Source organism: Dyadobacter frigoris (assembly GCF_005280585.1).
Classification (GTDB): Bacteria; Bacteroidota; Bacteroidia; order Cytophagales; family Spirosomataceae; genus Dyadobacter; species Dyadobacter frigoris.
The window spans coordinates 361,379-385,929 of the sequence record NZ_SZVO01000008.1; the positions used below are offsets into that span (position 1 = coordinate 361,379).

The 24,551-nt window shown below is 44.0% G+C and carries 23 protein-coding genes, 1 tRNA gene and 1 pseudogene; 5 read left to right on the plus strand and 20 right to left on the minus strand.

Going from position 1 to position 24,551, the window contains the following annotated elements; genetic code table 11:
• Positions 1-49 precede the first annotated feature (49 nt).
• The 4 genes from FDK13_RS18710 to FDK13_RS18725 all read left to right on the plus strand — a co-directional run bounded on the left by FDK13_RS18710 (position 50) and on the right by FDK13_RS18725 (position 1,932).
• On the plus strand, positions 50-283 hold the full coding sequence (locus tag FDK13_RS18710; protein WP_137341534.1) for a hypothetical protein: 234 nt from the start codon (positions 50-52) through the stop codon (positions 281-283).
• A gap of 85 nt (positions 284-368) precedes the next feature.
• Positions 369-1,052 (plus strand): hypothetical protein, encoded by a 684-nt coding sequence (locus tag FDK13_RS18715; protein ID WP_170982838.1) that lies wholly within the window; start codon positions 369-371, stop codon positions 1,050-1,052.
• Positions 1,053-1,081: 29 nt separating this feature from the next.
• A complete protein-coding gene (locus FDK13_RS18720; protein WP_137341535.1) occupies positions 1,082-1,753 on the plus strand; it encodes an NUDIX domain-containing protein in 672 nt (223 codons plus the stop codon).
• Between the two features lie 107 nt (positions 1,754-1,860).
• Positions 1,861-1,932, plus strand: a tRNA-Arg gene (locus tag FDK13_RS18725).
• Between the two features lie 725 nt (positions 1,933-2,657).
• On the opposite strand, the pseudogene FDK13_RS36655 reads toward FDK13_RS18725, so the two are convergent.
• The 20 genes and pseudogenes from FDK13_RS36655 to FDK13_RS18820 form a co-directional block, all read right to left on the minus strand.
• Positions 2,658-3,443, minus strand: a pseudogene (locus FDK13_RS36655) (recombinase family protein); the annotation flags it as partial.
• On the minus strand, positions 3,406-3,552 hold the full coding sequence (locus FDK13_RS35465) for a hypothetical protein (protein ID WP_170982839.1): 147 nt from the start codon (positions 3,550-3,552) through the stop codon (positions 3,406-3,408). The gene FDK13_RS35465 and the pseudogene FDK13_RS36655, both read right to left, overlap by 38 nt.
• 402 nt (positions 3,553-3,954) lie before the next feature.
• Positions 3,955-4,314: a DNA-directed RNA polymerase subunit alpha C-terminal domain-containing protein gene (locus FDK13_RS18735; protein WP_137341536.1), complete on the minus strand. Its 360-nt coding sequence runs from the start codon at positions 4,312-4,314 to the stop codon at positions 3,955-3,957.
• Between the two features lie 28 nt (positions 4,315-4,342).
• The gene (locus tag FDK13_RS18740) at positions 4,343-4,636 is read right to left on the minus strand and encodes a hypothetical protein (RefSeq protein WP_137341537.1); all 294 of its coding nucleotides are present in this window, start codon (positions 4,634-4,636) and stop codon (positions 4,343-4,345) included.
• Positions 4,636-5,721, minus strand: a complete 1,086-nt coding sequence (locus FDK13_RS18745; RefSeq protein WP_137341538.1) for a hypothetical protein — start codon at positions 5,719-5,721, stop codon at positions 4,636-4,638. Before FDK13_RS18745 ends, FDK13_RS18740 begins: the two co-directional genes overlap by 1 nt.
• A gap of 34 nt (positions 5,722-5,755) precedes the next feature.
• Positions 5,756-6,553, minus strand: coding sequence for a hypothetical protein (locus FDK13_RS18750; protein WP_137341539.1), 798 nt, complete (start codon positions 6,551-6,553; stop codon positions 5,756-5,758).
• A 40-nt stretch (positions 6,554-6,593) separates the two neighbouring features.
• On the minus strand, positions 6,594-7,427 hold the full coding sequence (gene traN / locus FDK13_RS18755) for a conjugative transposon protein TraN (protein ID WP_137341540.1): 834 nt from the start codon (positions 7,425-7,427) through the stop codon (positions 6,594-6,596).
• Positions 7,428-7,478: 51 nt separating this feature from the next.
• Positions 7,479-8,846 carry a conjugative transposon protein TraM gene (traM, locus tag FDK13_RS18760; RefSeq protein ID WP_137341541.1) on the minus strand — a complete coding sequence of 456 codons (1,368 nt, stop codon included), beginning with the start codon at positions 8,844-8,846 and terminating at the stop codon, positions 7,479-7,481.
• 40 nt (positions 8,847-8,886) lie between these two features.
• The gene (locus tag FDK13_RS18765) at positions 8,887-9,294 is read right to left on the minus strand and encodes a hypothetical protein (protein ID WP_137341542.1); all 408 of its coding nucleotides are present in this window, start codon (positions 9,292-9,294) and stop codon (positions 8,887-8,889) included.
• A gap of 53 nt (positions 9,295-9,347) precedes the next feature.
• Positions 9,348-9,965 carry a conjugative transposon protein TraK gene (gene traK, locus FDK13_RS18770; protein ID WP_137341543.1) on the minus strand — a complete coding sequence of 206 codons (618 nt, stop codon included), beginning with the start codon at positions 9,963-9,965 and terminating at the stop codon, positions 9,348-9,350.
• Between the two features lie 27 nt (positions 9,966-9,992).
• The gene (gene traJ, locus FDK13_RS18775; protein ID WP_137341544.1) at positions 9,993-11,090 is read right to left on the minus strand and encodes a conjugative transposon protein TraJ; all 1,098 of its coding nucleotides are present in this window, start codon (positions 11,088-11,090) and stop codon (positions 9,993-9,995) included.
• A gap of 12 nt (positions 11,091-11,102) precedes the next feature.
• Complete coding sequence (locus FDK13_RS18780; RefSeq protein ID WP_137341545.1) at positions 11,103-11,741, minus strand: TerB family tellurite resistance protein; 639 nt, start codon at positions 11,739-11,741, stop codon at positions 11,103-11,105.
• Between the two features lie 6 nt (positions 11,742-11,747).
• Positions 11,748-12,389 carry a hypothetical protein gene (locus FDK13_RS18785; RefSeq protein WP_137341546.1) on the minus strand — a complete coding sequence of 214 codons (642 nt, stop codon included), beginning with the start codon at positions 12,387-12,389 and terminating at the stop codon, positions 11,748-11,750.
• A gap of 16 nt (positions 12,390-12,405) precedes the next feature.
• Positions 12,406-13,080 (minus strand): conjugal transfer protein TraI, encoded by a 675-nt coding sequence (locus FDK13_RS18790; protein ID WP_137341547.1) that lies wholly within the window; start codon positions 13,078-13,080, stop codon positions 12,406-12,408.
• A 24-nt stretch (positions 13,081-13,104) separates the two neighbouring features.
• Positions 13,105-15,588, minus strand: a complete 2,484-nt coding sequence (locus FDK13_RS18795; RefSeq protein WP_137341548.1) for a TraG family conjugative transposon ATPase — start codon at positions 15,586-15,588, stop codon at positions 13,105-13,107.
• A 59-nt stretch (positions 15,589-15,647) separates the two neighbouring features.
• Complete coding sequence (locus FDK13_RS18800; RefSeq protein WP_137341549.1) at positions 15,648-15,980, minus strand: DUF4133 domain-containing protein; 333 nt, start codon at positions 15,978-15,980, stop codon at positions 15,648-15,650.
• Between the two features lie 5 nt (positions 15,981-15,985).
• Positions 15,986-21,517 carry a helicase-like domain-containing protein gene (locus FDK13_RS18805; protein WP_137341550.1) on the minus strand — a complete coding sequence of 1,844 codons (5,532 nt, stop codon included), beginning with the start codon at positions 21,515-21,517 and terminating at the stop codon, positions 15,986-15,988.
• A 39-nt stretch (positions 21,518-21,556) separates the two neighbouring features.
• Positions 21,557-22,135, minus strand: a complete 579-nt coding sequence (locus FDK13_RS18810) for a hypothetical protein (protein ID WP_137341551.1) — start codon at positions 22,133-22,135, stop codon at positions 21,557-21,559.
• A 275-nt stretch (positions 22,136-22,410) separates the two neighbouring features.
• On the minus strand, positions 22,411-22,734 hold the full coding sequence (locus FDK13_RS18815; protein ID WP_137341552.1) for a DUF4134 domain-containing protein: 324 nt from the start codon (positions 22,732-22,734) through the stop codon (positions 22,411-22,413).
• A gap of 99 nt (positions 22,735-22,833) precedes the next feature.
• Entirely contained in the window at positions 22,834-23,382 is a 549-nt protein-coding gene (locus FDK13_RS18820; RefSeq protein ID WP_137341553.1) for a hypothetical protein, read from the minus strand.
• A gap of 772 nt (positions 23,383-24,154) precedes the next feature.
• On the opposite strand from FDK13_RS18820, the gene FDK13_RS35470 reads away from it, so the two are divergent.
• Entirely contained in the window at positions 24,155-24,457 is a 303-nt protein-coding gene (locus FDK13_RS35470; protein WP_170982840.1) for a hypothetical protein, read from the plus strand.
• The last annotated feature ends 94 nt before the right edge of the window (positions 24,458-24,551 follow it).

The following is a 24,551-nucleotide window of genomic DNA, read 5'->3' on the forward strand; positions in this document are numbered from 1 at the left end:
CGTCCGGTATAAAGCTGATTATTGGAAATCACTTATTAACAAATAACCCATGACTAAGGAAACCGAAGATGCGCTTTTGCTCTTTTTGACGGCAACAGACAGAAACTTTATAGAATTCCCGACCGAAACGCAGGATTTGTTTCAGGAAGCCACAGAATTGCTTAGAAAACAGGGATTGGTAACGGTAACGAAAATGGAAGATCAGGGATATAACATTACCGCCAGCCTCACGGAATCAGGTATGGAACAGGTTCATATTTTACGTGAAAAGAGAGGGGTTTAACGACCGGAGAATAAGGTAATGCCCATTGTGAACTTGTTTTTTTGTACATTTTTTTACCTTTACGCCGGCATAATAATTTTTACAAATGAAAATCATTCGATTAGCTGTAGTATTATTTTTACTAAGTACGGTTGCAAGTCACGCACAATATCCTTCCCGGGTAACATCCGGAGTAGATTTGGGAACAGGTTACAATGATAAAGCCTGGGCTCCTTCTATCGGGTATCATCAGGAATTAAGTATCAATGGTTTTCCATGGTTTAACCTCACCTGGGGAGCGCGCACAGCGGGCTATTACACAGGAGATAAGGCTTTTATACCCAAAACGAGTTTTTCTAGCGGAGATTCCTTGAAATTTGGCAGACTTACTGTTAACAGTTTAAGTATCCTCGCCGGAATAACGTTGAAATTTGGTAAGCTTGATATCGGTGCCAATACGGATATTATCGGAATCGCGATTGGTGTAAAACGCAACGGACTTTATTCTAAAAACTCATTTCCTCAGGGAACAGGGTCAGAATATTACAACGCGCTTATTCCGAGTTCTCCCAATTTCTTTAATGTTTTACCATTGGGCATGGATAAAAACAGCGGGCAATCTGAAATATTTGTTCGCTACTGGATTACAAACAGAATTGGTGTGAAGGCGGGTTACGTTCACGGCCGGACAACTTACAAAACGGATGTCAAGCTAGACAATAACCAAAACCGTTTCTCAACTTCGTATGACATGCCTTATGTTTCGATCTGCTTCCCTTTGTATAATTAGTAACCCGCGTTTGGCAGCGGAAAAGTAATATGGACGAAAAACTTGTTGATTCCCACAAATATAATCTGTGGAAGGGAAGGCTTGAAACGAACGGTTTGGACGTTCATAGCGTGGATGAATTATACTCACGCAGAAATGGAAAAGGAGAAGTGCTTTTTTCACTTTTGTATACCGATGCAACCACACCAGAAGGAGATAAAATTCCCCCGATCTGTTTCCTTAAAGGAGAAGTCGTGTGTGTGCTGATTTGTTTTATCGAAATTGAAAGCAGAGAAAAATATTTGCTGCTGGTTCGCCAGCGCAGGATCTGTGACGGCTCTCTGACTTATGAACACCCGGCAGGAATGCTGGACAGTGAAAGTGATGCAGCTTCCGTAGCAGCCAGAGAAGTTTTTGAAGAGACAGGAATTTCAATTAAAAAAGAAGAACTGGTTGAGTTGAATAAAGACCCTTACTTCCCCTCAACCGGTACGAGTGATGAGGCGATGTATTTATTTTATAGTGAAATAGAATTGTCAGCTGAAGAAATTGCGAAACATCATAATAAAACCCAGGGTTTAATTTCCGATCACGAGCATATAACCACACATGTCGTGCCATTTTTGGAGGGACATAAATTAATTACCAATGTTAATGGTATACTGCTGGATTTCATGTACTTGAAAGACGTAGAAGACTGGGATTTGATGAAAAGATTATAAGATCAGCAAAAGTCTCTCTTTTTATTTGCAATAATTTCTTTCAGGAATTGTCGAGAAATCAAATTAGAGGCTATATTTGCACCCCGTTACAGGCTATAAGCCAAACCGCACCCATAGTTCAATGGATAGAATTTCGGTTTCCGGTACCGACGATATGAGTTCGAATCTCGTTGGGTGCACGCAAGGAGAAAACATCATTGTTTTCTCCTTTTTTTTCGAAAATTATACCAGTTAACTTATTGATATTTAGGTTATTATCAATTAGTAAATCCGTCAAAAAAGGTGTTCGATAGGTGCCATCTTTATAGTATAATCTGTTGTCGAACACTAGTTTTATGAGGTGATGTTTCTGAATTGTAGTTGCCTTAAGGTAAATAGATTTTAACTCTGAAAATTTGTTCAATTCTTGCTGAAATAGATCGGATATCTCACTACTTCTGTGGCCAAAAGTGTCAATTTTCATTTTTAAAGCTCTACGTTGGCTTGATAAGCTTTTCTGCCAGTGAGAATAGGTTTCAAATTCAATCTGATTGTTAATCCATTTTTCTTCAAGACTTCTTAGTTTTTTATCGATTTCTTCAAGCTCTAATTTTTGTTGATTAGCCATCTTCTTTTTGTCCTTAACTTTTTCGTCAAACATTTGCTGAGAAGCTTTTTTAACTTTTTGTGCGATTTTGACAGAGAGCGATAGTTGTTGCATTATTTCTTCGAATTGCTCGTGCGCCTTAGTAGCCGGAATATTATTGTGTCCGCTTTTTTTACACTTGTAATAGAAGTAGTAGGAGCCACCTGCGCCACGGGAAGCGGCACCTGTAAGGAATTGACCGCAGTGACACTTTAGCACACCACGTAATGGGAGATTATCGGTAATCTGAACATTCTGTCTTTTGGGCTTGAATCGTTCCTGTACGCGTAACCAGGTGGTTTCATCAATGATAGGTGTATGAATTCCTTTGACTAGTTCTTCGGGAAATTCCCTATAAGCCCTAACCAGTATCAACCCGCGGTAAATTGGGTTTTTTAGAATCCTTTGAACGGATCCGTTTCCTTTTAAATTAAAGCCGAGTTTTTTTGCTTCGAATTCAATAGCTGAAATAGGAGTGTCTCGTAGGAAGAGATCATAAATTAGCTGTACAATATTTGTTTCCTCTTTATCAACTACTAATATGGGCTTCCTGCCTGCGTCTGTAGCATTTTTGTATCCATAAGGAGCCTTACCTAAAAATCGGCCATTCCGTTTCTTTGCGGTGTAGATACCCATATTGATACGGACCTTATTACGGATGATTTCGTCCTCACCTTTAAGTAGCATAAGGCCGGCGTAAAAGAAACTGCCTGGGTCGTCAGCATCAAAAGTTATACCTTCTGAGACACTGACCACCTTTATTGCGTATTGCCTCTGGAGTTTTTTAATTGCAACAATTGCTTCCCCAGCGTCGCGACTAAAACGATCGAAAGCAAATACAACTAAATGATCTACTGTTCTGTAATGCTTTTCGATGAATCTATTGAGTCTTTTGAAGTCTGGGCGATCGAAATTTCTTGCACTGAAACCTTCATCGGTAAATGTATCAATAACTTCAACGTTATTCCGCTCACACCAACTTTGAATCACCATCTGTTGGCCGTCAATACTGTGATTGCTCTGCCGGTCATTCGATATTCTCAAATATACTATTGCCTTCTTCATGTTGATAGGTGTCGAAAAAAAATCCTACAATGATGGACGCTAGTAAAGTTACAAATTTTTCATCCTCTGCCTGCTCCTCGCTCGAATTTGTATGCTCCTGATTTTCCATTTTTTCGCCTTTTTAGGATGAAAAATTTTGCGAAGTGGCCTATATGCTGATATAAAGCACTCACGTCACTAAATCAATGTAAGTAGCCGCCTTCTGACAAAAGCTGGATTAAAGAGCCCGCAAATAATCCTGTATACCGGAATACTGTCTATCGATGGTCTATATGGTTTACAACTAATTATAAATTCGTTGGTTTTATTTGGGTGGGTAGGTATTGATTATACCAAAGTGCCGGTAAGGGAAATTGGTATAGATGAATCATTGCACCCGTTAATTAGCGAATGAATGCAATGATTTGCTGTTTTTATAGTGATTGTCGTATTATAGTAGCTCTTTTAGTAAATATGATCGTTTTCACAATAGCCTAATTTTAATTCTGTTTGGTACATATAAATAACTTCTTTAGGAAATAACGTCTTCGCTTACACAAATCTTCTTCAGATACTCCCTGATCTCTTCATAACTTTTCTTTCCCACCTGACGTAAATTCGCGAGCCGGTCAAGTCCGTAACAGTTGCAATAATTGACAAGGTCAGAAACTGTTGTCATATTAGCGGCTTTAAGCGCGTTGTAGGCCTTGATCGACAGGTCAGCTTCATGAAGCTTCTGAAAAAGATGCATTTGCTTGATTTGAAGTGTGGGTTTATCACAAAGTGAAAAGTCAAGTAATGTTCTTGCTTTTTGGACTGTACGATTCTTATCTTCAAGGAAGGCCTCAATTAACATAATGGCTTGCCGGATTTGTTCTTCTGTATATTTCATCTTATTTGATTTTTATAAGTCGTAATTGTTATCGATCAATGTTGTTTAGGAAAATCCTGCTTGCCCTTCCTTTATAATAGGAGGGCAGATACCGGATGTATCCGTACTGCACCAGCTGGCGTAAAAGCTTTTGGTAAGTGGCGGTACTTGCAATTCTTGAAAGCTGCATGAGTTCTTTTCCAAAAGCGTTTACGGGTCCTTCAAAGCCCTGTTTTTCCCACAGCCAAATCAGGGTCACATACAGTCCTATATGAGAAATGCCCAGACGCTGATCCTTTTCAATGGCTGAAAAGAAAGCAGCTAAAATCGAATCCTTTTTCATTATCTTACTTTTTGGCCATTCCGCTTAGATTTCTGCTCGATTACTTGAGGGGTTGGTTCAGTAATTTTCAAAGCCGGTTTTTCGGGGCCTGATAATGCCTGCGCGATACTGATTTTCTTTTGATGCTCATCGTAAACATTCAGCGTTTTATACTGGGGGTTTGCTTCTATGGAAAGATTAACCTCTTTTCCTTCCCGCATGATGGTCACCTGCGGTTTTTCGCCGCGACTTAATGCATCAAGTAGCACCTGTTGATCTTTCGCAGTTAGGTTTTCTTTTACGCCGAGTTGGCTAACTGCTTTTTGCAGGTCAAAACCATAATCTTTATGAAACTCTTTTAATTTATGGTTTCCCGAGGGATCCTGATCGTTAAAATCGAGCTGTATCCATTTAGACTTTGAACCGGCATTGATATCAAAAGTTTCAATTTTTATAGCCCTGCCCGACAGCAGGTTTTGAGCCTGCGAAGCACTGATTTGATCATCGGAAGCGAATATCTGTTTTTTTGATTCCTGCGGTTTATTCGTATCAGTCAGTGCTGCCTGGTACTTTTCAAAACGGTAGGCTCCGCTTGCATCTTTGGCAAAAGACAGATTGATATCCATTTTCTGATTTTCACTGATGTAATAGGACAAAGGGAGTGAGAATTCCCTTTGTCCCTGTTTGATATGCTGCGCGAGCTTTGAGCCGTCAGTTTCAAATCCTGCCTTTGCAACTGCCTCTTTCAAATCAGATAGATTACGGTCAGAGGAAATTGTTGTTTGCCTTTCTGCTTGCTTCTCTCTGAATGGAGCCAGGACTCTTTGAAGCAGACGCATCCACAGATTGGGATAAACCTGTTTTCGGAGCAAATCATTTTGGCGGGCCAAAATAATCAGCGTCATCTTTTCCTCCGGGACATTCGAACGGCTGTACTTGTTTTGCAAATGCTCATAAAAGCCAAGCTTTTCTTTTAGAAATGCCTTGTCTTTTAATATGTCAGGGGAAAACAATTTTTCAAAACGCTGTTCGCGAGCTTTCCATTCATTCAGCTCCTTGGCTATCCTGTTGGAGGTAATCTCATTACTTGCAAGTGGCTGCTCCATGATCGGCATGATTTAAATTGTAAAACAATTGGTCTCAGACTGAAACACCCTTTCGCTTTGCTCGCCGGGATGGCTCATCATTTTCCTGTGCTTTCACATCTTGCTTTTTGCCGTCTTGCCTTTCAGTCTGCCGCTGAGACTGGCTTTCACCCTGGCCTTGCTTTTCTGTTTGTGTGCTGCGGATCCGCTGCTGGCGTTCGTCATAAACAGCTACTGATTTAAACTGTGGATTGGCTTCAATAAAGCGTTTTTGTTCTGCTCCGTCCTGAATAAAGGTGACCGCTTGCCGGTTCCCTTTTTGAAGTGATTCGATCAGGCGTGATTTGTCCGTATCATTACCAAGTTCTTTAATGGGATGTTTGGCAAGGGCTTTTTCGAGCTCAAATCCGTATTTTTCGCTGAATTGCTTCACTTTGTAGTTCCCGTTTGTCTCGGTTTCCTTAAAATCCATCTTTACCCAGGCATTGTAGAGCTTTCCTTCCTTGTTTGTCAAATCCTTGTTGACTGCGCGTCCGTCCAAAAGGTTATAGGCTTCTTTTAAAGTAATATTGCCTGCTTCCTTATTAATATAGAATTTCTGTTCTACCGACTTCTGTTCGTTTTCCTTTTTGAGCGAAGCGGTGTAATTGTTAAAAAAGAACATATCCGTCTGGGTAGACTTTTTAAATTGCAGAACGGAGTTTAGCTCATCTTTGCCATAAGCAGCGGTATGCTTAAGCTGAAATTCAGTTTGAGACTTGGCCAGGTTAGCTTTGAGCTGTGATTCGAGCTCTTGTCCGAAACCGGTGAATTTTACCTGGTCTTTGAGATAATCGAAATTTTTCTCATTCATGATCGTAAGTATTTAATGGTTAATGAAAATGTTACTGCATTTATGAAAGTGGCTTAGCGCGGACAATGGCCTTGTTTTGCACTTGCAGCTCCATGTGTCTGCCGCCATTTTTTTCGATCAGTTGAATCGTCAGCTGTTTTTGATCCGGAATTGTGAATTTGTTAAGTGCGAAAACAAATACATGAAAGCTGTTTGTACCGACGGCGGTAGTATCCTGGTGGACGTAAATAGGGGTTACTTCCTTTTCCTGGACTGCCGTCCGCCTGGCCCGTTTTTTATCCCGGATAAAAAAGCGGAGGTTTTCAATGTCGTAGGTGATGTTAGAGCGGTTTTCAAGTTGTAGACGGTAGAAGATCACATCGTCTTCGATGTAAAGGCCGCTCAATGAAAACCGCGCTTTGTCACTGCGATCCTGAATGCGGTGGACCTTATTTTTATCAGAAATCGCCCGCTGTGAACCGTGCAATACCACGGCCTGGTTACTTTTATCAAATAGGGCAGATGAGGATGGCCTGTTTTTATCAGGGATCAACTCAATGTTCAGCTGCAAGGGCTCGTCTGAGTAAGTGACCACAAAAGAGTACAACTTTCCGTCCGAGGTAACTATGGTCAGGTTCGTCTGCACAAACCCTTTGTTTGCAGCTTTTACCTGTAAGATGTTCTCAATTCCTTTGGCTTTTTGGGCCAGTACGTCCCGGCTTCCGCGGTCTACGCTTTTGATGGCAAAAGGAAAGATCAGGTTGACTGTTTTGTGATAAGTGATCTCCAATGGGAAAGGCTCAATGACAAAGAGCTCCACATTTTGAGCAAATGCCTTTCCGCTGATCACAAGCATCAGCAGGGCCAGAATACGGCCGATTCGGTTTTTCTTCATGATTTTTGAAATTGAAGTGAAAGAGTGAAAGTATAGATGCTTTAAACAGCTTTACATTGAGGCTGCATTATCATCGCGAAGCAGCACCTGGTAACCGGCTTTTACGGACACCTGGGTAAGACGCGCCTTTTTGCCAATGAGCGTTTTCGCTGCCTGAATGCCCGCACTGGCCGCCTGTGCTCCAAGCGAAGGATCAAGCGAGCCGATGTCTACCCCTTGGATATCCTGGCTCAAAGACTGTTTAGCCACTTTCCGGCTGATTGCATCCGGAATATGTATGCCAGCGATTCCGTCCAGATCATAAACTGAAAGCTTGACTGGAAGCAGCGAGTTTTCATAGCGGATGGACACAATCTGCACCATCAGCCGCTCGCCGCTTAGTGTAGCCTGCCCAAATACAAAACTGTCTTTTGGAACCAGTACCCCTCCAACATAGATATCACCCGTCAGCCTGAGTTTGACTGTTGCTCCTGTTACGAGCTGCTGATCCTCGTGCACAACAGCAGGTATTGCATTACCTGTGTTGGCTGAAACGTCCTGATCCAATGAGAAGAAGCCATTCTGCTGAAAGGGCAGTGCCTGCACGGCGCTATCATTTAAAGAATCGCCGTATGTGTTATGACCGAGTATTGAGACCGGATCATCGGCAAGACTTTGACTTACAGCAAACACTTGCTCTTTGTTTTCCTGTGATTGCTTTTGCAAACGCTCAGCGACCCTTTCGGGATGCTGAATATCCATCACTTTATCCAGCAGCTGATTGAGCTCCATCATTTCGGGATCCTGTGGGTCGATGGCGGACTGTCCTTCAAGTCCCGCCATCAAAGCCTCCAGTCTTTGTATATCCGGACTTGCGGCGCTTTGAGCACCCGGTGGGGAAAGGGTAGGTTCTGCAGCGATTTGATTAGAATTGACTTGTTTGCTGCCAGGCTGCTGAGTGGTGAACTCGGGCGATGCTGAGCTCGCCAGAACGGCATCGAGCTCTTTGAGCTTTCCGTACACCTTGGCCTCGTTGGGATCGGAATACTTTTTCCCTTTATAGGAGCCTGAAACGACCCGTTTATTTTTTCCATACGGCCCATCCAGCCCCTGGAGTGTCATGGCGGCTTTTTCATTCTCAGAGGTAAGCTCAGCATTTCTGTACGGATCTTTCTTGATTTGCTCCGCTCTTTTTGCAGAGTCTTCCGCCGCCTTCTGATAGTAGCTCAGCTTGTCCATGGGTTTGCCTTCTTTTAAAAAGGCGTCCGGAAGACTCGTGTTTAGTCCGGTCGGTTCGGCAGTGGTGGTCTGATCCTTTTTGGCATTCTTGGCTACCAGTGCCCAGTAGAAAAAGGTAAGAAAGGGTAGGGCCAGCAGCGGCAGTACGGTGTAAAACTTGCGCTGTTGTAAAAAGCGCGCAGAATAAGTCCTGTTTTCCATGTCAGTAAAAAGTCGAATGGGTGAATGATTGGTTGAGAATTCAAGGGATGTAGTACTGGGGATTTTGAAGGCTGTCGCGTTTAACCTGCTGTTCAAGACTGTCCAGATAGTGGTCCCATGCAGCTTCTCTTCTAAGCTTTTCTTTATTTCCCAGCGGATCGAATGGCCACAGTTTTGCGAATTCAAAGTCAGCAAATCTGTGGGTGGCCTGTGAAAACATACCTTCACCAAGTAGGTACGCGCAGTATGCGCCGGATACTAAAACAAGCACGAGCAGAAGCGCTTTGAGTTGTTTGGGAGGCAGCTTGCGGGCATGCCTGTCCATGAAAGTGGCCCAACCCTGCTGTACGGCGGTGATGCTGCCAGCAATTTTTTTTGCTATTTTGTCCGTAGATGACTCCTGGACCGGCTGTTTTTTAGCCCTGTGGGCATTGAATCTGTAAAACATGATGGTAAGTGTTTAATTGATACGATATTGTAAATCAAGATCATGTATCTTGGTTAGCGGTTCTGGATGTTGATGTCCTTGTTTTCGGTGGTTTCCCATTTTTCGATCAGAAAGCCGTGCGGGTTGTTATCGCTTCTGGATACTGTGCGCAGGTATCCTTCTGTGATCAGCTTGCGGGTTACGATGCTGGTCGGGCGGATGATCCGCTGCGCGCCGATACATCTGAAGTGATAGGGGTAGACCGAGATATCCACTTGAACGCTGTCGATCTGTACCTGCTGGCTGATGTTGCCTGAAATAATACCGGTATAATACCCGGATTCTTTCAGATTGTCATACTGCTGTTTGGCCGAGGCGTCAGCCAGGTACAGGGCTTTTGAGACATTGGCAGCGATGGTCTTGTCATCTGGGTCCAGGGTGAAAAAGAGTCTGTGAAACGTGGCAACATGGTCGCGGGCTTCGACGGGTATATTTTCACGCCGTTGTGATGCATAAGCATCCAGGACCTTACCCTCCGCCAGAATATACACCGTGCCTTGCGCGGTTTGGACGAGCTGATAGCTTTTGTAAATTGCAAAACAGCAGAAGGTAAGGCTGCCACAGACAACCACCAGCGTGAAAATCCTGATGTGCCGGAATGCCGTGTCGATATTTTTGGCTTTGGTAAACATAGCGGATATAGGTTAGCTGTTGAACAATCAGGATTTTTTTGCTGCTGGCAGTCTTCCGAAACCGCCCCCGGCGGGAAAAGCGTAGTTGCCGACACCCGTAGCTGCGTTACCTAAAAGCGCAGTTGTTTTATGAAGCAATGCATTGCCGCCTCCTGCCTGGATGATGTAACCTGCGACTGAAGGCACTGAGAAGTAGCCGACAATGCCAATAATGAGAAACACGAGATATGCCATATCATGCGCACTGAAAAATGTGTCCCCATTCTGTTGCACCTGACGGATGTCGAGCGAGATCATCTTTTCCTGGATTTTTCCGATGATGGCCCCGAAAATATTTGCGACTGGCAGCCACAGAAAAATATTGATGTAGCGCGCAATCCAGGCCGTCAGCGTATGCTGAAAACCATCAAATACGGCAATGCCAAAGGCGATTGGCCCGATAATGGCCATCACGATCAGATAGAACGTCCGGATCGTGTTCACACAGAGCGATGCCGATTCAAAAACAACCCTGAGTATTTCACTAAGGCCCGCCTTTATAGAATTGCGAAAATTATATGACTGTTTGGACATATAAAACTTGATATCGTTGGCAATTCCATCGGTGAAGCCTTCCGAATACCCGTCGCCGTATGTGTATTTGAGCCATTTTTCGCGGCTTCCCTTCTGATCGTCTCCCACGTACATCTGCCAGAAATCAGAACTCTTGATAGCATCTTCTTTCTTTTTTAAAAGAAGGGCAATCGCTTTGTCTGAATCTTTGACTAGGCCCGCAGTCCCACGGACAGTTGGTGAAAGCACGGCATTGATCATCGCGATCACCGACGGGAAGATCAGGATCGCAAACCCAAGCACAAAAGGCCGGAAAAGTGGGTAGAAATCAATGGGCTCTGCATTAGCTAAATGACGCCACACCCGGTGGGCGATATACCAGATCGCTGCAAAACCTGCAATACCCCGGCCCACATTAATTAGCTCGCTGCACATCGGCAGCATTTCTGAGTAAAGCTCGTCAAGTACCCCGTTGAGCCCGCGGATCTGCTGCTCGAACCCTTGTGCATTGGCCCAATTGGGCAATAAGATTGCAATGAACACGTAAAACGTGACCTTCAATAACTTATTCATCTTAGTACTGGTTTAAGGTTCTATACCAAAGATTTTCTGCATGGTTTGCGCTTCATTCTTCTCATTTTCACGCTGAACAGCCAAAACAGACGCATTGCTGTTAAAGTGTCTTAGAAATGAGAGCTTATCGGTCATATCCTCGTAGATACCGTCAATCGCTTTGAGTCTTTCATCGTCAGACGCCCTGAGTTTTTTCGCGGTTAGTACAGTTGTCAAAGCATCGAGATCACCCAGGCTTTTGGCGATCAGTTTAGTGTAAACATCCTGCATATACGTTAGTTCCTGTTTTGAAAAGGAGCCGCCTGACGAAAACCGCTGATAGGCCTGCCGGTACTCTTTGATCAGTGCCAGTTGGGCCTCTATGATATCTTTCACTCTGGCGTAGTTTTTTACCGCCGGGCTAACCTGTAATAGTCCGTCCAGAAATGCTTCGTGCAGTTTGAAGTTTCCTTTCGACAGGTCACGGATGGTGGTGTAACCTTTAAAGAGGATCTCATAACCCTTTTTAAGTTCTTCCAGGATTTTTCTGAGCTCATCGAGTTTCTCGATGTTCAGGATCAGTTGGGTGACCTCGGCAGTTTGTGCTCTCGCCGGAAGGGTCGGTGCCAATCCCAGTGTAAATAAGAATATAATGAGAAGTATCTTTTTCATTTCCTTTTAGTTTATGCCGTGCAAAGCCCGGCTGTTTTCTATTTCTGCCTTTTCGTTTCGGATTTGGTTTGCCAGCAGCCTCGATTGCTGCGCAAAACTTTTGGCAAACGTGTAATTATCCTGCATCTGCTGGTAATACAGCTCAATTCGCCGTATCCTTTCATCATCAGTCATTGATGCGTTGCCACTACGGATTACGGTAAAGAGCCCACCCAGAATCGCCTGACAATCTTCATACAGAATTGCGAGTACCTTCTTAATATAGGCAAGCTGGGCTGCATCAAAGGTCCCGGTAGCTGAAAGCTCACCAGGCAGTTTTTCGCAGGTCTGGTTAACCACCCCATGCAAATCAGTGATCTGCTGCAGCCTGCTGTACGAACCGATGTTTGGGTTGACAATAAGAAGTGAATCAAACCGGTTTTTATGCAGTTTGAATTCTCCGCGTTTGATGTCTGAAATTGTTGTCAGCCCTTCCTTGGCAATCTTGTAGCCTTTTTCGGTCAGCTCTAGATATAGTTTCAAATGGGCTATCTGCTCAATCAGGTATTTTTTCTGGGTCGCATTTTGTCTGAACCACTCGCGGAAGTTTTGCCCGTGGCAAAAACCACCTGTCAGTAGCAGAAGCGTTAAGATCATTGATTTTTTCATGGCAGATCTATTTATCTCAAAGTCCGTAGAGCTCTTTTACCACTTTTGCATCAAATTCGGTTTTTGCCCTGGAAAGGCTCAATAGCTGATTTTCATGGTTAAAACTGCTCAGCTCATCATAAACCTTGTCTACTTGTTTAGCTGCCTGATCGATGATTTCAAGTCTTTTCACATCACTCATCTGGGTAGTAAAGGATTTGACGACCAGGCTTAGCAGGTCCACATTTCTGGCTGTTTCATCCAGTATGCCGTCATAGACTTTCTGCATATAAAAGAGTTCGGCAGCCGTAAAATGTTTATCGTTTTGAAACAGGCCCCAGGCCTTCTGGTACTGCTCGACGATCAATATTTCTTTTTCAGCAATCTGTTTGATGCGGAAATAGTAGCTGATCACCGCCTTCACCTTTTTGAGCTCGTCGTAATACTCTTTATATAGATCGCGCTGCTTTTTGACCCAGTCCGTGATTTCGTCCAGATGCAGTTTGGCCATCGTGTTTTCCAGTGCTTTCTGGGCATTTTGGAGTTTGATGACCGCGTTCTGTCTGCGCTGGATAACCAGGTCCACAGCCTTGACAACTCTTCGTATGATCGCTTTGATGATTTCTGCCCAGGGGACAGCTGCCTGCGTTTGCTGCACCGGTGTCAGTGTAGCGGTCAGCAGTACCAAAATGAATAGGATGCGTTTTGTCATGACTTTTTAACGGTTTTGTGATGTTTAATTTTTCAGACCACTTTGCGCCTTAAGCTCCTGTGCCAGCACCTTAATTCCTTGCTCAATACTGCCGTATTTCTTCGCATACTCGGCTACTTTGATCTTTTCGGTCTGCTCGGTCGTGTAGGCCAGATACTCGCTCGGGCTCACTTCGGTTCGGTATACTCTGGATAGTGTGCCGCCCAGACTGATAAAAACCTCCTTGTATTTTCTAAGCGGGTCGTTGGCTTTATTGACAGAGAGCACAAGTGCTTTTTCCTTTTCGGTCAGTCCGAGCAGCTCCTGAATCTGATCGAATTTGTTTTGATATTTAGACTGGTCCAAAAGGATCTTGCAATCAGAGTTGTTGATAATGGCCTGTTTGACGATAGGGGAAGAGATGATATCTTCAACCTCCTGGGTTACTACAATCGCCTCGCCAAAAAACTTACGGACCGTTTTAAATAAATATTTTATGTATTCCGCCATACCCTCCTTTGCGATCGCTTTCCAGGCTTCTTCTATTAGTATAATCTTACGGATGCCTTCCAGCTTTCTCATCTTCGAGATAAATACCTCCATAATGATGATGGTAACAATGGGAAATAAAATTGGATGCTCCTTGATATTATCTAATTCAAAGACGATAAACCGCTCACCCAGAAGATCCAGATTTTCAGTGGCATTCAATAGATAGTCAAACTCGCCGCCTTTATAGTAGGGCATGAGTACATACAGGAAATTATTGATATCAAAATCCTGATCTTTGACCTTGTCTTGTTTGAGTATAATGGTGAACTCGTCACGGACGAACTCGTAAAACGAATTAAAACTCGGGGTCAGGGTCACAGACCCTTTTTTATTATAAGAGGCATAGTAGAGTGTTAATGCATTCGAAAGCGCCACATACTCAGAACGCCTGAAAACCTCATCATCCTTTTTCCAAAGTGCCAAAAGCAGCGTTTTAATACTTTCCTTTTTTTCTGTATCCAGTAACCCGGTCGGACCTAAATAAAATGGGTTGAATTTGATGGGATTGTTTTCATCATAAGTGAAATAATATCCGCCCACCATATCGCAGAGCCCTTTGTAGCTGTGGCCTACATCAACCAGCACAATGTGCGCCCCGCTTTCATAGTAGCTTCTGACCATATGGTTGGTAAAAAAGCTTTTGCCGCTGCCAGAGGGACCGAGGATGAACTTATTCCGGTTTGTGCAGATACCCATACGGATGGGCTCATCGGATATATCCACATGCACCGGCTTTCCGGTTAACCTATCCCCAAGCCGCATACCCACCGGGCTGTCAGAGCTGCGGTAGCCGCTTTCAAGGTTTAGAAAACAGGCTGCCTGTTCAGCAAACGTGTCAAAGGTTTCATTGATCGGAAAATCCGCGGCGTTCCCAGGAATTCCTGCCCAGAAAATCTGAGCCGCACCGGTGGTTTCGACTTTGGCTGCAATATCCATCTGCGCCAGCGCAGACGATACCGTGCTTTTCAGTTCTTTGAGCCCGCTTTGTGAATCTGTCCAGGCCAGCACATTGAAATGCGCTTTGACCGGAAGCCGCTGCTGGCTGATTGCCTCGTTCAAAAATTCGTTGGTTGCATCCAGCGCCAGCGAATTTTCCCTGGCGTAAACCGAAAGTGATTGCAGTCTGAGTCGTTTGCTTTCAAGCCGTTTGAGGGTCTTGTCTGCATCCTCTATAAAAATAAACTGGTTAAAAATGTGGTTGCAATTCAGTAGCTGGCCCAGTGGTGATGCAAAACCGGTGCTGAATTTGGTTTTATCGGTTGAATAGCGCTCGTAGGTGACCGACGGGCTGCAAATCGCAGGAAAATCTGCCGCATCTGCCAAACTGTAAAGCTGACAGAACCGGTCTCCGATTTGTATGCCTTTATCAAAGTGCAGGTCGCGGATTAACCTTCCGTTATCGCCAGCAGTCAGATAACAATACTTTTCAATAAGCCCGGATTTACGCGATTGGCTGAAAAGTTCACCCTCTTTAAGCTGGCGAAGCTTGACAAAACCAGAATCCTCCATAATCCTTCTGAATTGCCCGGCTGAGTCAACAAAATCGTGCAGCGACTGGCTGCTCAGCGTTTCTGCTGGTACCAGGCTGGGGCGGATCAGATTTGAAAATAGCGAGCTCGATAGCTTACGGTCAAGTGGTTTTTTTGTCAGCATGATGTAGCAGCTGTGGTCCAGAAAAGGCCGTCCTGTAAAAAAGTCTTCACTGCTGCGGCTCAGAAAGCTAATATCTGTACTGGTTAAATCAGGTGAATACCTGCTATCAATGAACCAGTCCTGTTTTTGAAAGACGCTTCCTACCGGCAGCATTTTCAAAGCTTTGACCCAGGTCTGGTGAAAGGCACCGTACTGCGGATCGGAAAGCGTAAATATCTCGGGCAGTTCAGCCTGGAAAACCATTGTCATATCTCCTTGTTTGGAAAGGATACAGCCATGCTCAATATCAAGGACCGGTAATAAATCATCCAGCAACTTTTCCATCTCTACACTTGATTTATCTTGAAAAATATGAAATTTATTCACCTGCATACGTCGGCCGGTTAACGAGTTTCTGTATTTTTACCTGACCTAAATACCTTTCGTGACTTGGATTTTAAGACCATGGGAACACTTCGTTTAGCCAGGGCTTTGGTTAGCCCGTGCTCTCCATAGGTGGCACTTAGATGGTAAATGCCCATGATCATCGCAGCACCCAGACAGAGCGTGATTCCCAGACAGATATAAGTGTTGACTTTGACCATGTACATGACTGCGTAAAGGATTAAAAGTGCGAACATTCCGGCTCCCATGTACCAGATGTACTGAGCCCGCAGGCCCTTAAAAACTATACTTTTGTTAATTCCTTTATTGATCTGGTAGGTGCTGTTTGCCATGGTTATTACATTTTAAGTCCTTTTCTCCGGGGTGTTTCCGTCTCATCCTGATGCAACGCCATAATGTTGGTCTTGCCATCTTCAATAGCTGACTGAACTTTTAATTCAGCCGAAGGGCCGATATTCTGACTTGGGTTTTCATGCTGTGAACTACCTTCAAGCTGCTTTTGCTGAATCCGGATGGTAATCTCCCTTTCCAAATTGGAAAGCTCGTTTTTAAGCGCTGCAAGCTCCTGCTCTTTTTCAAAAGGCTTTTTGGAAAGCTTTTCAAGTGCCGGAATTGTTTTGTCCAGCTCAGCTAATTGCTTTTCTGTTTGCTCACGGGCACTGGTTACGCGGTCGATGGCATTTAGAAAGTACCGCGCGGTTAGTTTTGGGTTTTCGGTACTGGGATGGCCTTTGTTAAAAGTGTATTTTATCTCGCTGCCATCCCGCTGGGCATAAAGACTATTATAATTTTCAAAGCGAAGTTTACCTCTTTCATCTTCCCAGTGCTGCTGGTTGCTGCGGATAAAAAGATCAAATCCGTAGAGCTTACCAATTCGCCGTGTATCCTGGCTAGCAGATGGTGGTTTCCAGTTCTGATACAGTGATAGAATGTGATTGCCGGCAGCCTCGGATGTTTTTTCTTTTAGTCCGCTTAACTCGAGTGGGTTAGCCTTGGTGCCTTCTTTTTCGAATTTAAGATTCCCTTTATAGACTGCTTCGTCCGCTTTCAATATTTTGAGTGTATCTGTGGTCTCAATCTTCTCTTTAATTAACCTTTCCAGTTGAAATCCGCTTCGGGTCGATTCTTTATAATGGGCTGATTTCAGGCTTTCGAGTACCGCTACTTTCTTTTCCAGTTTTGATTTTTCCAGAAGCGATGTGTCTCCTGACAGCAAGGCGATGTATTCTGAAAAGTTCATTCCGCTTTTTTCATCCCCGGCACCCTCGTCAATCGTGCGTACATGCAGCGATGAGTTTTTCATTTGGGAGATAAAAGTCTGCTTGTTTTTCAATAGGTTAAACTTGTAATTGTCCAGGCTCTGCTCAACTGCGTAAATGAAATTCTGGACCTTGTTTCCGTAGAATTCTTTGGCGATGATGTTGCCCTGACGAGCGCCGCGGCCATTGCGTTGTTCCAGATCTGATGGCCGCCACGGTATATCCATATGATGCATCGCAACGATCCGTTTTTGTACATTCAAACCTGTGCCTGCCTTTTCGGTACTGCCGATCAGGATCCTGATATCACCGCTATTCATCCGTTTAAATAGTTCTGGCTTGCTTTTATCCGTCCAATCATGGATGTAGCTGATCTGATGTGGAGGGATATTATAGTCTTTGGTCAGTTTTTGTTTTAATGCGTCGTAAATATTAAATCCGTCAGGTTGGGGAGTTCCGATGTCCGCGAAGACAATCTGCGTACCCCGGTGCGCGCTGCTTTGATGGTAAATTTCAGCCACCTTCGCCGCACAATGATTGACCTTATTTCCAGGATGGTCACCGTATTGATGCTCATTCACCAGCCGCATATCTGCTGCCATTTTCTTGGCGTAATTGGTCGCAATCAGCATCCTTCCTTTATCCTCTTGTGGAGAAAGTCTGCCGCGTCCGATCCGTGAACCGTCTCCGGTCTGAGCAAAATGCATCAGGTTTTTGATAAAGACCTCTTGCTGAGGGGTCGGTTTAATGTTGATCAGTTTCTCATCAAGCTCGGGTTTGTCCAGGCTAATGTGCCTGGCCGTTTTGTAATCCGTGATTTCATTGTAAAAAAGTGCAAGCTCAGGGACCTTAATAAAATGTCGGAATCGCTCTTTGGCAATGATTTCATTGGTTACCGAAAACTCAAAATCAACGGTTTTACGTGCAAATACTGCTGCCCAGCCGTCAAAATTCTCAATCTTTTGACGCTGCATTTCTTTGGGTCTTAGGTATTTGAAAAGAAGATACATTTCTGTCAGACTGTTTGAGATCGGGGTGCCCGATAAAAACGTAACACACTGATCCGCGTCAAACTTTTCCTGGAGTGTGCGCACTGCAAATAGCATGTTAAGCGCTTTTTGGCTTCCCTCCATGTTACCAAGACCTGCCACGCGGTTATGACGCGTGGTAAAAGTCAGGTTCTTGAATTTATGGGACTCGTCCACAAAAAGATGGTCAACCCCCATCGATTTAAAATCAATACCCGTATCCTTTTTCTCTTCAATGTTTCTTTCAAGTTCCAATAGCCGCACGCCCAGATTTTTCTTTCTGATTTCAAGCCCTTTAAGCATACTTTTGGAGATGTCCCCACCCAGGTTTGTGACGGTTTTCAAATCTTTTTCCACGTGATCAAGCTCAGTTTGGAAAATCTCGCGTTGCAGCTCAGGCGATTGCGGTATCTTGCCAAACTGATCATGGGTCAGTACTACGCAGTCCCAGTCGTTGTTTTTGATTTCATGAAACAGCCGCTGGCGTTTGTCAGGACTAAAATCGTTTTCACCAGGGGCAAGCACACGGGCGGACGGATAGGCTTTGCGGTAGGTTTCTGTGATCTGGTTTACATTTGCTTTCAGTGCCAGAATCATGGGTTTACTGGCAATGCCGAGCCGTTTCATTTCATGGGCCGCTATGATCATTGTCAGTGTTTTACCAAGGCCAACCTCGTGATCAATCAAGGCGCCCCGGTTCTGAATGATACGCCATGCCGCATTTTTTTGCGAACTATACAGATCATCGATACCAAGCGCTTTCTTGTCGAGACCCGGAAATCTTAGATGGCTGCCGTCATACTCACGCAGTACAAAACAGTTAAAGGTGTCATTGTAAAGCTTTTCAAGATGCTTTTTATCCTCAGACGGAAGCTCTTTGAGCCAGTTTTGAAATGCTAATCTGATACTTTCGATTTTCTGGTTAGCCAGCTGTATTGCTTCATTATCCGGGATGCGGGCCTTGCTGCCATCTATTCTTTCAACTTCATAGGTAAAAAAAGGGGCGGTGTTTTCCAGCGCATGTTCCAGGATGGTTTCTCCGTACATGCTGCGGCCGCTTTTTGGTGAGACCGCATACTCGCGCTGGGTTTTTAAACTGAATCCTTTGCTTTCTACTTTGAAAGCATCGAGTGAATCAAAATAACTGATCTTGGTTTCTTTCTCAAAAAGATTACTCGCAAACCGGTCATAGAAGTCGAGTGGTATCCAGCGCTCACCAAGATTAAAATCAAGCAACTCAAAGGGGATCCTCTCGGGTTGAACCTTGCTAATTGCTTCCAGGCTCTTTTGAAGCTGGGCATCATTGGGATGTGCATGGGTCTGCGCCTGGGCAGTCCGAAGTTTTTTAACAACGTTACCACTCAGATACTGATCTCGTGTTTCCCAGCCAAAGGTCACAGGATTCAAAAAAATATGACCTTCAAGGCGTTTGATGGCCTCTGCGCTGTCCAGATCTGTTGCCAGCGCGATAAAGGGCATGTCCACTTTTCCCTTGTCGTTCAGACATCTTGCCAGGGCCTCGATCACATCATCTGTGCGGAAGGCTTCCGGTTTTTTAAACTGGCTGATTGTCAGAATATCAGCCTTTACAAAGTGTTGTTCTTGCCGCAGTTCGACCGATGAAAGTATGGTTAGCCCCAAACCATCTTCCAAAATAAGCTTCCGGTTTGAGGGGCTGTTCATCTGCCCGTATGCCAGTACGAAATCCTCATATTGACTGTTCAGACTTTCGCGTATCTTGTGCTGGGGTTCTTTGAGTGCCGCTTCCTTTTCGATCAGCTCTAAATACGCATCACGGATTACGATGTAGCCTTTGTAAATATCCCTGTTTTTTAACAAATACTGAACCGGCTCAAACTGCGCTTCTCCCAGATTTTCGTTTACCTTACCCAGCTTCCCGGCACGCTCACCGTCAAAGACTAAGGCGCCTTCCTTGTAAAACGGTTTTGCCAGTTTGATGGTGCTGATTGCATCAGGTGCCAGGTTGAAAGCGGTTTGCAGTGTTTTATCACCTTCATAAAGGTAGTGATGATCATACTTTTTAAGCTCACTCGCCAGCTGCTTTAAAGCCAGGTTCAAAAAAGCCCCGTTCATCCAGCGTTGCGAAGTACTTATTTCGGCAACATTCGAATACAATTTGTAATTGTAAAAGGGTTTGCCTGCCGCTTTGGCAGTCAGAAGCACAATGCTTTCGTGCTCAGGCCGCTCTTTGGTTTTGACGACAGCGATGATCCTGGCCGTATTTCGGTCAACGAGTTTAATGTCAATCTGTGTGAGGTAGGCTGCACCTTTGCTGCTGCTTTGAACAGGTAGCGTATCAAATAACCCCATTTGCACGGGTTGCGCTGTGGTCTTAGTTTCCGGTAGCGGCATAAAAGTTAATTTCTTGCCGGCCCGTACAGCTGGTCTTATTTCCAGAGCGGGTGTTAAAAGCGCCTGGTTGTAGCGTGCAGCGAGATCGCCGGTTATCAGTTCGGTCAGCTTCTGCTCGATCCCGCTGATATCACCATTTTGCCATACAACCTGATGCGCTTTTCCGTACTGGTCTGTGCCTTCTTTAATCTGACTGCCAATCAGAATTTCGGGATGATTTTTCACATAACGGTTTATATGATACGTACCGTAGGAATTAGAGTCGGATACAGTCTGGGTCAGTAGCCTTTCATCTTTTGAAAGAACAGTCTTCGAAGAATTCTTCTGAACGATCAGAAGATGGCTTGGCGCCTGAGTTCCCCCGGTTTCGCTCATCAAATTATCGGGCATGACCGAAAGACTGATAAAATCGGCCCGATCAAAAAGGTAGTCTCTGGCTTGTGAGTTAGACGGACTGTTCAAAAATGCATCCGTTGTAATGTAAGCCAACAGACCGCCATCGGACAGCTTATCAAGGCCTTTGGCAAAAAAGTAATTATGGATCTTGCCGCTAAGCTCCTTGCTTACAAAGTCAGGGTCATAGACGGCAAAATTCCCAAAAGGAATGTTGCTCACGATCAGATCATACTTGCCGTTATCATCCTTTGGTGCTTCTTCAAATCCCTTAATATGGACCTTGACAGGTCTTTCAGGCTGGCTTGTCAGTGCCTGCAATACTTTACCTGTCAGTAAATCCTTTTCAACGGCAGTAACCTGATTGACTGCTGGAAAGTTTTTTAGTGCGTGATTGATAAATATACCAGCTCCCGCACTTGGCTCATACAGATTGGTAAATTTAATACCGTGCTGTTTTAATGAGTCAAAAAGGGTGGAAGGAATCACCTCAGGGGTGTAGAATGCCGTCAATATGCTGCTTCTCAGTGACTGTGTGACTGCTTTGTACTGCTTTTGGTCAAGATGCTTTTTGAGCAGATCATAAAACTTTTGCATGGATGCATACAGTTTCATATCCGCTGAAGTGGCACCTTGCTGAATCCAGCTTTGCTCACTGCCGTCCCCGTAAAGAATGGCCTTGATGCCTCCAAAACCCGAATACTTTTCCAGGCTGATTCGCTCAGACGGGCTGATCGGGCTTTTGCCACCCCATTCCAGTGCAATCCGGATTGCCTCCGTGTTCGCTTCAAGTTTATGCAGTGCGTTGTAGGCCATTTTCTTGACGATTTCTGTTGGTGTATTTATTTTTGATCTTTACGCTGGTTGTGTAAGTCCATTTTCGTTTTGGAGCTGAGTTTGTTCTTCCAGATATTGCTGGAGCTGCCCGGTCACCATACTGTATGTTTGGTCATTGTCGGTATTCTCTACTACTGAGACGGGTTGGCCATATTTGCGGCGGCAGTACTGATGAAAATTGATGATTTCATACGTCAGAATGCCATTTTGCTCCCATGTTTTGTAGGTTTCAGGGAACTCGCGTTCAAGTACATTTAAATTATATTGAAAATATGATGGCCGTATATCTGCTGTAAGCTCTTTTAAGCACAGTTCTTCAATGATGTACTCTGGTTTCTGCTCATTAAAAAGCTGGTCGAGCAGGGGCAGTACCTCCTGTATTTTTCTATCAAGATATTCGTTTAGAATTTCATTTTGTTCCAGTTCCAAAAGTAGCTCAGGGTTGATGATCAGGGTGTGGGCCCAGAGTTTTTGTTTCAATTGCTGCTGGATGACGCTGAGTTTTAAATCCTGAAAAGATTTAAACTTTGTAGGCTCTACTACCGGTAGGATAGGAGCCAGGGGCTGATAATTTTGGTTATTGGTTTGGCTTTTCATTGGTGTAACTGATTTGATAGAATTAATTTTTTTTGCTGAATTAAAACCGGCAGGAGAATAAAATCCTCCATACCGGCTGCTCCATCGGTAACTTTGCGGAGCTCATAGGCCATTTGCGTGCTTTTGGAATCTAAATGATAAGAAACCTTTGAGGTTTAGGCTGATTTGCCAACGGCACAGTTGTTTCTGATTATTTTCCGAAAAAAGCTTTGGGATTTATATCCTGTGGCCTGGCTCGCATGTTAAAATGGAATTTCATTGCTGGGCGTACAGTACTATATTCCAAAGAAGGATTGAAGTACGGTCGCCACCACAACCAGGAATATACAGCTGCCAAACCAGGCAGCCGCAACTTTGCCTGTATCCTGGTCGCCGGCATTCCACTTCTGAAATACTTTTATGGCACCTACCAGCCCCAGTACAGCTCCGATGGCATACATCAGGTTCGTGCCTGGTTCAAAATACTCCCGAACTTTTGAATCTGCTTCTTCGATGCCGGCCGCGCCGTCTTGCGCCCTTGCGACAAGCGTTGTGACCGCCGCTGCCAGTGTCAACAGCAAACGCTGTTTGCCTTTTAAAATCAATCGCCTCGCTCTCATATCACATTATTTAAAAGTTGAACATAATTTGCTCAGTTGGTTCCAGGAGGGCTTCCCGTCAGATAAGTCGGGAAGCCTTTCGCCGGAAGCTGCACTCCATCATCCCACCTGCTTCCATATCGCCTCGGTATCTTGTTCACGCAGGTGGATGGAGCCGTATTTTGCACATTCAGTTTCGATCAGGTTATTGATCGCTGTTTGGAAAGGCTTGGCACTCATGGCCGGGTATTCTTTTAAAGTCATTTGAAGCAGCAGGATCAAATCCTGTTTGCCGTATTCTTTTTCATGAGCCTCTTCGATTGCCTCTTTCAGATGGGCAGCAAGCTGCTCAACCTGATCGAAGAGTTCTTCATTCTGCCAGGCTGCTGGTTGATCTGTATCATCATGAATTTCAGCATCTTGTTTCCCAGCGACAGACTGATCTTGTTTCGCATGTGCTGTTATTGTATTCAATTCAATATCTGGTGGGTCAGGTACGTTAAAGTCCTGGTGATGCAAGGCTACTCTGCTGCCCATATTTCGACGTTTTGCTGCAATCCGTGCTTTTAAATCCCGGCCATAGAATTTGAGGCCGACAATTAGGTAATAACCTGCGATTAAGGGGGCGAGCATAGTGATATAATCAGCCCAGGGGTTGGAAGTAAACATATGACATTGGTTTTGGTTTAAAATCGCTTCTTTCGATAGCGGACATTTCTACTTTGTTTTTTTCTGTTATGATGATTGCAAAGTAAGGCTGCTGCGATATGCTGTAAAAGCGCAACTTTTGTTGCGCCCCTTGCATTATATAATTTACTGTTTGTAATAGTTTGATATTCAGTTAGTTGATTCTTGTAAAAAAATGTTAAAAAAGTTTTCTTCTGGCATTTTACGCTCAAAAGTTGCGCCGTTAGTTTTTTGTAAGTTGCTTATTTAAAGTTGTTTGTGAAATTATCCAATGAAGAATAGCGAACGAACCCGTATTTAACCTGTCTTTCGCGATGGATTTACCGTTTTGGTAGGCGTAGCAAGTGAGATTCTATGGCAATTTTGGCAAGGTGTGACTGGTAGGTGTATACGTTTTAAATTACTTCAAGCGATTTATTGAAGTTTCAAGAACTGGTTAGAAGAGAACAAGATCAGAAAAATCATTGCCGACGGTATCCGAATAGACCAGATTTACCGGAAATAAGAAGAAAACCTGATTGCATTAGTTTACAGATTAAGGTCTGCATCGCTAGTTTAAATGATTTAGCGTGGCATTGGAGTGTTGATTTTAAACCATTCTCCTTGTTTACACCGTGTTTTAAGTAAAAAGACCGGGCAAAGTGTGCCCGGTCTTTGTTTGTATTAGCTTATCTGTGAATAGTTACTAAGATACAAGTTTGCGTTCTTTCCGCTGATTTACAAACTCCCTTGACGGTTTGACGAGAGGAATCGAATGGGCTGGTATGATGATGGCCGATTCAAATGCAATATTTCTCGCCGTTTTTCGGGCTCTTTATTTAACAATGAAGCTGTCGAAACCGCGGACATAAATGTTTTTTTCCCACTGATCGAACTTTTTTTTGTTGCAGAAAATGCCTCCAGCACTTTCTTGATCTCTTCTGTCTATTTTGTGGTACTGTCGGCTATCTTGGAAGAGGTGTCTGCTTTTGTAATAAATTTTACTTTTTTAGCCTCGATAGACATAGCTACAACTTTTGCAAGGAAATCAGGAATTGAACTTAAAGAAAGTAAATAGGCATGAATGTTTTTATGATTAGCCTTTTTTACGGCAGCTATAAGTTTGTATCTTCGTGTATACTAGTATCTTAAGTCTTTTAGGTCTACATGCT

Coding starts and splice junctions, on each gene's coding strand:
- FDK13_RS35465 (WP_170982839.1), bottom strand. CDS start 3,552: ATGGAAAATCAGGAGCATACAAATTCGAGCGAGGAGCAGGCAGAGGAT.
- FDK13_RS18750 (WP_137341539.1), bottom strand. CDS start 6,553: ATGAATGAGAAAAATTTCGATTATCTCAAAGACCAGGTAAAATTCACC.
- FDK13_RS18715 (WP_170982838.1), top strand. CDS start 369: ATGAAAATCATTCGATTAGCTGTAGTATTATTTTTACTAAGTACGGTT.
- FDK13_RS18800 (WP_137341549.1), bottom strand. CDS start 15,980: ATGGCAAACAGCACCTACCAGATCAATAAAGGAATTAACAAAAGTATA.
- FDK13_RS18745 (WP_137341538.1), bottom strand. CDS start 5,721: ATGGAGCAGCCACTTGCAAGTAATGAGATTACCTCCAACAGGATAGCC.
- FDK13_RS18795 (WP_137341548.1), bottom strand. CDS start 15,588: ATGGAAAAGTTGCTGGATGATTTATTACCGGTCCTTGATATTGAGCAT.
- traN (WP_137341540.1), bottom strand. CDS start 7,427: ATGAAGAAAAACCGAATCGGCCGTATTCTGGCCCTGCTGATGCTTGTG.
- FDK13_RS18710 (WP_137341534.1), top strand. CDS start 50: ATGACTAAGGAAACCGAAGATGCGCTTTTGCTCTTTTTGACGGCAACA.
- FDK13_RS18810 (WP_137341551.1), bottom strand. CDS start 22,135: ATGAAAAGCCAAACCAATAACCAAAATTATCAGCCCCTGGCTCCTATC.
- traM (WP_137341541.1), bottom strand. CDS start 8,846: ATGGAAAACAGGACTTATTCTGCGCGCTTTTTACAACAGCGCAAGTTT.
- FDK13_RS18820 (WP_137341553.1), bottom strand. CDS start 23,382: ATGTTTACTTCCAACCCCTGGGCTGATTATATCACTATGCTCGCCCCC.
- FDK13_RS35470 (WP_170982840.1), top strand. CDS start 24,155: ATGGGCTGGTATGATGATGGCCGATTCAAATGCAATATTTCTCGCCGT.
- FDK13_RS18765 (WP_137341542.1), bottom strand. CDS start 9,294: ATGTTTTACAGATTCAATGCCCACAGGGCTAAAAAACAGCCGGTCCAG.
- FDK13_RS18790 (WP_137341547.1), bottom strand. CDS start 13,080: ATGACAAAACGCATCCTATTCATTTTGGTACTGCTGACCGCTACACTG.
- FDK13_RS18805 (WP_137341550.1), bottom strand. CDS start 21,517: ATGGCCTACAACGCACTGCATAAACTTGAAGCGAACACGGAGGCAATC.
- FDK13_RS18780 (WP_137341545.1), bottom strand. CDS start 11,741: ATGAAAAAGATACTTCTCATTATATTCTTATTTACACTGGGATTGGCA.
- FDK13_RS18740 (WP_137341537.1), bottom strand. CDS start 4,636: ATGAAAAAGGATTCGATTTTAGCTGCTTTCTTTTCAGCCATTGAAAAG.
- traJ (WP_137341544.1), bottom strand. CDS start 11,090: ATGAATAAGTTATTGAAGGTCACGTTTTACGTGTTCATTGCAATCTTA.
- FDK13_RS18785 (WP_137341546.1), bottom strand. CDS start 12,389: ATGAAAAAATCAATGATCTTAACGCTTCTGCTACTGACAGGTGGTTTT.
- FDK13_RS18735 (WP_137341536.1), bottom strand. CDS start 4,314: ATGAAATATACAGAAGAACAAATCCGGCAAGCCATTATGTTAATTGAG.
- FDK13_RS18815 (WP_137341552.1), bottom strand. CDS start 22,734: ATGAGAGCGAGGCGATTGATTTTAAAAGGCAAACAGCGTTTGCTGTTG.
- traK (WP_137341543.1), bottom strand. CDS start 9,965: ATGTTTACCAAAGCCAAAAATATCGACACGGCATTCCGGCACATCAGG.
- FDK13_RS18720 (WP_137341535.1), top strand. CDS start 1,082: ATGGACGAAAAACTTGTTGATTCCCACAAATATAATCTGTGGAAGGGA.